Genomic DNA, 7,888 nt, shown 5'->3' with positions numbered 1-7,888 from the left:
CGCGGTCGGCGAGTTGGGCGACGCGTTTGGTGTATTCCCAGGTCAACACCGGCACATCCGGCGACAACGTCATCGCGACCGCACGGTTGCAGTTGATGCCGAACAATCCCAACTTCAACCGGTTATCCCCGAACAACGCATTGACACCCGACCGATCACGACGTTCTGTTGATTCGATCGAAGGCGGAGGTGCGATCGTCATTTCTCTATGAGTTCCTTCCATATTGGCAGATAGTGCTCAGTGGTATGTGTAACCGGCGAACCGGGATCTGTGAATGCGCGTGGCGCACAGGGAGCTAACGGAGCACCCGCGCCCGGGAAGATCGGACCGGATCGGAGGTGTCCTGGCCGGTCGACATCGGTGTATTCCATGTGTCGAACTCGTTGTACTCGTGCCACCGGCGGACTTCGGATCGGATGCTCGGTGAGAGGGAATCGCTGTCATGGAACATGCATTCAACGATGTTGCCGACGGGATCGTGGATGTACATCTGCACCACGCCATCCAGCCGTTCCACGATGTGGTGGCCGAACTCTTCATGCTCGAATAATCCAAGCCGCGAGGCGTCCAGATAGATCTCCTCGAAACGCCCCGCATCGGGGACTGCGATCGCGAAATGGTAGCCGCTCGAGATTCGCTCGGCGGAATGCTCGACAATGTGGATCTCCATTTGGTCGATCAGCACCCACGACACGGGAACGCCAAATCGCGGTGACGGGATTCGTGTTCCCCGAAACCATTCGACGTAGAACTGTGTCGATACCTCGATATCGATCGCCGGAATCGCTATGTGGTTGATGAAGACCACGTGGTATCTCCTCGCTTCTGTCTGCAGCCACGTCGTCTCTGACGGTGTGGATTCCCATGGCCGGCTGCGTTACTCACCAAAGTGAACCGAGTCACTCTTATGTCCAGCTGAGACTGCCGTCTCTGCGTATCGGAGTCCAATCGCCAATCGCTGTGCCAGCAATAGCCTGAGGCTATGTCGCGAGTCGGGGACATCCGCTCGTCGCATCGGATACAGCCAATAGCCTGAGGCTATTGATCCTGCGCGCGATGGATATTGGACACGGCCGGCGCCCGTGGAGCAGCCTGAAATTGCAGCAAGAAGTGATGTTCGCGAGAAAGTGGGAGTGCGTTGTCTGAAGTCGTTGTGATTGCCTCTTTCCTGGCCCAGGAAGGGAAAGAGGATGCCGCGAAGAAGTTTTTCGCCGACCTCCTCGAGGAGACGCATGGGGAGGACGGATGTCTGCTCTACGCCCTGCATCAGGGAACAGAGGATTCGACGCGGTTCGCGTTCGTTGAACGCTGGGAATCCCCGGAATTGCTCGCAAAGCACCTCGCGAGCGAGCACATTCAGACAGCACTGGCCGCGGTGGGCGAATATTGCTCGGCCGAACCCGACATCGTGTACTACGAAGCTGTCGAGGGAGGCACCGCATCGGCGGGCTCGATCGCCGGACACGCCGCCGGAGCGTAACCGGCGCGACCACGTTTGCCTGGCAGAAATTGTTTAAACCGTTCGGGCGCGCGGCCGTCACTTTTGGGCGGCCCGCACCACTTTTCAACGCTAAATCTCAGGAGTGGCAATGACAATCCGCGGCATCGAGCACATCGGCATCACTGTCCCCGATATCGAGCAGGCCACGCAGTTCTTCGTCGACGCTTTCAGCGCGATCTACATGTACGACATCATCGACTCGCCGATCGGCGGCGCGTGGATCGAAGAGGGCCTCGGCGTCCCAGAGGGGACGACTATCTCGGCGATACGGGTGCTTCGGCTTGCCAATGGGCCCAATATCGAGCTCTTCAGTTATGCCACGCAGCATCAGCAGCCGCCGGCCATCCCCAGCGATCTGGGATATCAGCATGTCGCCGTGTATGTCGATGATATCGACGCAGCGGCAGAGAAGCTGCGTGGTGCGGGTGCGGTGATCCGCGGCGACGGCCCCAGTGACCTTCCGGGAGCGGAAAAAGGCGACGGCTGCCAGTTTTTGTATGCCCGCACCCCGTGGGGCAGCACCATCGAACTGGTCACCTATCCGTCGGTGCAGGTGTATGAATCGCTGACAACCGCCCGTAAATGGACCCCGCTGCCGCAGTCGGGCTAGCTGAGATCCGACACCGGCACGTTACCGTTCACTGGACTCTACCGAATTGTCAATCAATGAATAAGGTTTGGCCGTCGCCCGGGGCGGCGATTTCAGATATCGGCTCGGGTGTAAGTATTGCTGTGGGGGGCTTCGGGCTGTGCGGCATACCTGATGCCCTTATCGGAGCGCTCGCCGACTCCGACGTTGCCGACCTCGAGGTGTTCTCGAACAATTGTGGGATCGATGGTATTGGGCTCGGCGTGCTTCTGAGGAGTCGGCAGATCCGCCGCATCACCGCTTCTTACGTCGGCGAGAACAGCGAGTTTGAACGCCAGTATCTCGCGGGCGAACTGGAGGTCGAGCTCGTACCGCAGGGAACTCTCGCTGAGCGCCTTCGCGCCGGAGGCGTGGGCATTCCCGCGTTCTACACGCCGGCCGGAGTTGGCAGCGTCATCGCTGACGGGGGAATGGCGTGGCGGTATCACGAAGACGGGTCTGTTGCCTTGGCGTCTCCGCCGAAAGAGATCCGCGAGTTCAATGGCACCCGTTACGTCTTGGAGCGCGGAATCGTTGCCGACTATGCACTTGTCCACGCCGTGAGGGGTGACGCGGCCGGAAACCTGGTGTTCGAGAAAACAGCGTTGAATTTCAACCCTCTTGCCGCAATGGCGGGGCGAATCACCATTGCGCAGGTCGAGGAGCTTGTGCCCACCGGCTCAATCGACCCTGCGCATGTTCACCTCCCAGGCATCTTCGTGCAACGGGTCGTCGCTACCGGCCCCCAACGCAAGCACATTGAGAAACGGACCGTCTCACATCGAACGGAGTCGCTGTCGTGACCGGCGGTTGGAACCGAAACCAGATGGCTGCCCGCGCCGCCGCGGAGTTGACCGCTGGACAGTACGTCAATCTCGGCATCGGACTTCCGACTGTGGTGCCGAATTACATACCGCCCGATGTCGCCGTTGTGCTGCACTCCGAGAACGGGCTGCTCGGCACCGGGGCCTACCCGGAGGAAGATGCAGTGGACGCGGACCTGATCAACGCGGGAAAGGAGACAGTGACGGTCGTTGCAGGTGCGTCATATTTTGATTCAGCGATATCGTTCGGAATGATCCGGGGCGGCCACATCGATACCGCAATCCTCGGGGGCATGCAGGTTTCGGCCCACGGTGATCTGGCGAATTGGATGGTTCCGGGCAAAATGGTCAAAGGTATGGGCGGCGCGATGGATCTTGTGCACGGAGCGAAACGGGTGATCGTGGTCATGGCGCATACCGACCGCGACGGTAATCCAAAGCTCGTGGGGCAATGCACCCTGCCGGTCACTGGTGAGCGCGTCGTGAACCGTGTCATCACCAATCTCGGCGTATTCGACATCGACGACGGCAAGCTCGTGGTGCGGGAGATCGCCGATGCGGTGACGGCTGATCGGCTCGTTGCCTCTTCGGACGCGCCGCTGCGGTTTGACCTGGAGGGGTGAGCGATTCGCTGACCTTCTTGCCGAAGCGTGAGCACGGGCAGTGGGAGGCAGGGATCCGACGCTAGGCGATGGACGCCCTCGACGGCGGATCAGAGGGCAGACCACAGCTTGTGCGCAGGGCACTGCGCAGGGCGTCGCCCCCCGGAGCCCAGTCGCTGCGGGTGTAGACGGCAAGTTCGCGCGATACTGGCTGCCTTACGCGCCTCATCAGCGGTCTGAATTCGGGCGAGACCACGTTGGACGGCAGCATGGTCGGACCGAGGCCCGCCGCCGCGAGCCGCTCGAGTGCTTCGACCTGAGCGCTGCGAACGATCGCCGACGGTACGAATCCACAACTCTCGCAGGCGCTGATCACCAAGCCGGCTAGACCGGCGGTCTCATCGGGCAATACCCATCGCCGGTCGGCCAGCCTCCGAAGATCGACCGGGTCCGCACAGCCGAGCAGCGGATCGCCCGCCGGCAGAACAAGGACCAGTTCTTCCCAACCCAAGGTCTCGATGAGGCCGTCCCACTGCTTGGGCGCGGGGCCGATGGCGAGATCGGCTACGCCGCCGCGTACCTCATCCTCCATCAGAGCACTGTGCCGATATTCGTGCAGTTTCACCGTCACACCGGGATGGGCGTTGCTGAGGAGTTGGATGGTGCCCGGCAGAATACCGACGGCGATCGACATCACCGTGGCCACTTCGATCTCGGCGGAGGTGAGGTCTCGGGCCATGCGCGCAGCGCGCCGAGCGCGTTCCTCGGAGTGGATCGCCGCCCGCGCCTCAGGCAAGAACGCTCGACCGGCAGCTGTCAACCGGATCCCGCGCGGGAGACGTTCGATCAATGGTGCGCCGACTTCGCGTTCCAGCGCTGAGAGCTGCTTGGACAGAGATGGCTGCGCTACGTAGAGACGGTGTGCTGCGCGCGTGAAACTCCCTTCGTCGACGATCGCGACAAAGTACTGAAACTGGCGTAGCGTCACCGACTCTGAGTCCTTGCTGAATGCGACACGGTCATCGACCGTGTCGCGAGGCAGGGGCCGAAGGCGGGCAGCAGCAGTGGGGCCGCTAGCCCGTTGCGGCTGCCGTGTCCATCGGAATCAGCGTGCATCGCTGCTGTGTCCACAGGTTGCCTCATCGCTGAGATATGTAGGGGTGCCGGATGATTCGTGTACGGCAGGCAGATCGATGTGATGCCCCATGCGATTACGCTTGGCGGTCAGGTAGGCGATGTTGTGCATTGTCGGTTCTGGCGGGATGGAGATCCGTTCGACGATGTCCAATCCGTACTGCGAAAGGCCCTTGTATTTTTCGGGGTTGTTCGTGATCAGCCGCATCTGCCGCACTCCGAGATCGGCAAGGATGGCGGCGCCGGTGGTGTAATCGCGCTGATCAACGGGCAAGCCGAGCATGAGGTTGGCGTCGACGGTGTCAACCCCGAGACGCTGCTGCAGTTCGTAAGCGCGTAGCTTGTGGCCGATGCCAATCCCGCGTCCTTCGTGGCCGCGCAGGTATACAAGGATCCCGTTGCCTTCTGCGGCAATCATTTCGATGGCGGCCGACAGCTGACGGCCGCAATCGCAGCGCAGTGAACCGAGGACGTCGCCGGTAAGACACTCGCTATGCACCCGCACGATGACGGGACGCGAGACATCTGCATCGCCGAATCGAAGAGCGAGATGCTCTACACCGTCGAGGTCTCGGTAGCTCGTGGCATGAAAGTCACCATGTTGGGTCGGGATAGTGGCCTGACCGGTCCGTTCAATAAGGGCCGAGTCATTGTTGCGCCGATAGGCGATGATCTGGCTGATCGCTATCACCGGCAGATCGTGGTGTCGGCCGAATGCGATGGCGTCGTTGCCGCGCAGCATCTGGACTCGGTCGGTGGTGACGATTTCACACAGAAGGGCCGCCGGTGTGCACCCGGCGATCCTGGCCAGATCGGTACCGGCTTCGGTGTGTCCTGCTCGGGTGAGGACGCCGCCTTGGCGTGCCTGCAGCGGCAGCACGTGACCGGGCCGGGTGAGGTCCTCTGGCCGAGTCTGTTCAGCCGCGAGCGCACGAATCGTGGCCGCCCGATCTGCCGCGCTGATCCCGGTCGTGACCTGGGGGCCATAGTCGACGCTGACGAGGAAGGCGGTGCGGTGAGGATCGGTGTTCTGTGGGACCATCGGTTCGAGTCGCAGATCCATCGCACGTTCCTTGGTGATGGCCGTGCACAGGAAGCCCGACGTGTGTTGGAGGAAGAACGCGACGGTGACCGGGTCAGCGTGTTCGGCGGCCATGATGAGGTCGGCTTCGTTTTCCCGGTCCTCGTCATCGAGCACGACCACCATGCCGCCTCTGGCGATTTCTGCAGCCGCCTCATCGACTGACGAGTATCCGGCCACCGACTGATCAGACATTTCCACTCTCCTTGGCTCCGCAGAAGTGATGCGTCATGTGACCAATCCCGCAGACCCAGCTGGTCAGACGGTCACCCGGCGACAGATAACGGGGCGGCTGCTGCGCCATTCCGACGCCCGCGGGCGTGCCCGTGAAAATGAGGTCACCGGGATAGAGGGTCACAATCGATGAGAGCCGGGCGATGAGCTCGGGAATGCCGAACACCATGTCGCTGGTACGTCCCTGCTGGACGGTCTGGCCATTGAGACTGCATCCGAGCCCGATGTCGTCGGGATCGCTGAACTCGTCTGGCGTCACCAGCCATGGCCCCAGCGGTGTATATCCCCGATAGGATTTGGCGAGTCCGAACTGTGCAGGGGGAGCAGCGAACTGCTCGCAGCGATCCGAAATATCCTGTCCGACAGTCATACCGGCGACATAGTCCCACGCGCTACTCTCGGGAACACGGCTGCCCAGGCGGCCTATCGCGACGACCAGTTCCACTTCCCAATCGACCTCGCGACCAGAAAGTGTGATCGTGCCCGAGGGCCCGGTGAAGCTCGAAATGTACTTCGTGAAAACCACGGGAGCAGTGGGAATATCGAAACCACTTTCGGCAGCGTGGTCGCGGTAGTTGAGGCCGATCGCGAAGATCTGCCGGGGTGCGGGAACCGGCGCACGCAAAGCATCGAACGTTACCGCGGGTCCCTCATCACACCTGTATGTGCGTGCCCACTCGACAAACGAATCCCAACACGAGTAGATCGCTTGCGGGTCAGCGCTGAACCGTCCGTCACTACAGGTTTCAACGTCGATCATCGTCGTGTCGCTGGTCACGATCACGAGCCGTCCTGCTGCGTTAGCTAAGCGCACGGCGACTTCCTTCCTGCTCCTCCGACGAGCACCGTTGAACGTCTCGCGTGGGTCCGACCTCAAAGGCGAGTGGCCACCGGCCGGATAAGACGCACACCGGCCGAGGCGTTCGCACGCCGCAGGCATCCCGCTGCTGCCGGCAGAGCCGTTGCTTCTGAGCGCATTCTGGCCGGGTGCAATCCGCACGTGGTCGAGTAGGTGTGCGTTGAGCGTAGGCCCACGGCCACGACCATGGCGTGTGCGATGTCACCCGGAGCGCCCGGAAAACACTGCGCCCCAGCGGGGTTAGTGTACGGAGGGTGCCCAGCATTCGGTTCATGCGACTGCTTCCGGACTCTCTGGCGGCGATGGTCGATGGCGCGCTACGCCGCGTGGGCAGTATGACGCGGCCAGGGGAGTCAGCTCCGCTCGGTTCTGTTGTCACCTGCAACCGCGGCCCTGCTCACGCCGGGCAGGTGGGGTGTGCGGAGGCCGGTGGCTTCGAGTTGGGGGATGACGTCGGTGGTGAAGCGGTTGAGGCCGTCGATGAAGTCGACGAAGGACAGGGAGACTCCGTCGATGCCGATGGCGGAGAGGTTGGCCAGGGTTTCGGCGATGTCCTCGGCCGTCCCGACGAGAGGAAACCCGCCGGACCCGGCGCGTAGATGCAGGCTGAATGCGGCCAGTTCGTCAGGGCTCATGATCTGCGAGTTGAGGCCGAGATATTTGACCATGGTTTCGCCGGCGCTGGTGTCGGCGTGGTCGACGAATATGTGTTGGAGGTAGCGTTGGGCTTCTTCGCGGGTGTCGCGTTGGATGACGTAGGCGGTGGTCCAGGTGGCGACGTCGCGGCCGGCGGTGGCGGCGTCGGTTTTGCGTTGGTCGACGGCGACGCGGGCGGCGTCGAGATCGTAGGGCAGCAGGACGTATCCGGCGTCGGCGTAGTTTGCGATGAATTGGCGGCCGGCGGGGGATCCGCCGGCGTTCATGACGGCGGGCAGTGGGGTTTGCAGGGGTTTGGGCAGTGAGTAGCCGCCGCTGACGGTGAAGAATTTGCCGTTGAATTCGAACTCGTCGTGTTCGGTCCAGA

General features: G+C 62.1%; 9 protein-coding genes and 1 pseudogene. 4 read left to right on the top strand and 6 right to left on the bottom strand.

Going from position 1 to position 7,888, the window contains the following annotated elements; genetic code table 11:
- A pseudogene (locus A5784_RS24750) lies at window positions 1-202 on the bottom strand (hypothetical protein); the annotation flags it as partial.
- Between the two features lie 94 nt (window positions 203-296).
- Window positions 297-809: a VOC family protein gene (locus A5784_RS24745; protein ID WP_064947518.1), complete on the bottom strand. Its 513-nt coding sequence runs from the start codon at window positions 807-809 to the stop codon at window positions 297-299.
- A gap of 330 nt (window positions 810-1,139) precedes the next feature.
- On the opposite strand from A5784_RS24745, the gene A5784_RS24740 reads away from it, so the two are divergent.
- From A5784_RS24740 to A5784_RS24725, 4 genes are all read left to right on the top strand, one after another.
- A complete protein-coding gene (locus A5784_RS24740; RefSeq protein ID WP_082945058.1) occupies window positions 1,140-1,481 on the top strand; it encodes a putative quinol monooxygenase in 342 nt (113 codons plus the stop codon).
- Between the two features lie 109 nt (window positions 1,482-1,590).
- Complete coding sequence (locus tag A5784_RS24735; protein WP_064947516.1) at window positions 1,591-2,112, top strand: VOC family protein; 522 nt, start codon at window positions 1,591-1,593, stop codon at window positions 2,110-2,112.
- A gap of 56 nt (window positions 2,113-2,168) precedes the next feature.
- A complete protein-coding gene (locus A5784_RS24730) occupies window positions 2,169-2,933 on the top strand; it encodes a CoA transferase subunit A (protein WP_064947515.1) in 765 nt (254 codons plus the stop codon).
- Between the two features lie 23 nt (window positions 2,934-2,956).
- A complete protein-coding gene (locus tag A5784_RS24725) occupies window positions 2,957-3,577 on the top strand; it encodes a 3-oxoacid CoA-transferase subunit B (RefSeq protein WP_064947519.1) in 621 nt (206 codons plus the stop codon).
- Window positions 3,578-3,638: 61 nt separating this feature from the next.
- On the opposite strand, the gene A5784_RS24720 is transcribed toward A5784_RS24725, so the two are convergent.
- The 4 genes from A5784_RS24720 to A5784_RS24705 all read right to left on the bottom strand — a co-directional run.
- Window positions 3,639-4,544, bottom strand: coding sequence for a LysR family transcriptional regulator (locus A5784_RS24720; RefSeq protein ID WP_064947514.1), 906 nt, complete (start codon window positions 4,542-4,544; stop codon window positions 3,639-3,641).
- 117 nt (window positions 4,545-4,661) lie between these two features.
- A complete protein-coding gene (gene ribA / locus A5784_RS24715; RefSeq protein ID WP_353651921.1) occupies window positions 4,662-5,897 on the bottom strand; it encodes a GTP cyclohydrolase II in 1,236 nt (411 codons plus the stop codon).
- Window positions 5,898-5,958: 61 nt separating this feature from the next.
- Complete coding sequence (locus tag A5784_RS24710) at window positions 5,959-6,789, bottom strand: fumarylacetoacetate hydrolase family protein (RefSeq protein ID WP_353651920.1); 831 nt, start codon at window positions 6,787-6,789, stop codon at window positions 5,959-5,961.
- 428 nt (window positions 6,790-7,217) lie between these two features.
- Window positions 7,218-7,888 (bottom strand): LLM class flavin-dependent oxidoreductase (locus A5784_RS24705; protein WP_156750757.1); only part of this gene is annotated, 671 nt, incomplete at its 5' end.

Source organism: Mycobacterium sp. 852013-50091_SCH5140682, assembly GCF_001665685.1.
Lineage (GTDB): Bacteria > Actinomycetota > Actinomycetes > Mycobacteriales > Mycobacteriaceae > Mycobacterium.
This window is presented reverse-complemented; position numbering and strand designations above follow the sequence as displayed.

Bases quoted from the DNA above. Each gene is read 5' to 3' on its own strand.
- ribA (WP_353651921.1), bottom strand. From the start codon at position 5,897: ATGGTGGTCGTGCTCGATGACGAGGACCGGGAAAACGAAGCCGACCTC.
- A5784_RS24735 (WP_064947516.1), top strand. From the start codon at position 1,591: ATGACAATCCGCGGCATCGAGCACATCGGCATCACTGTCCCCGATATC.
- A5784_RS24725 (WP_064947519.1), top strand. From the start codon at position 2,957: ATGGCTGCCCGCGCCGCCGCGGAGTTGACCGCTGGACAGTACGTCAAT.
- A5784_RS24730 (WP_064947515.1), top strand. From the start codon at position 2,169: ATGAATAAGGTTTGGCCGTCGCCCGGGGCGGCGATTTCAGATATCGGC.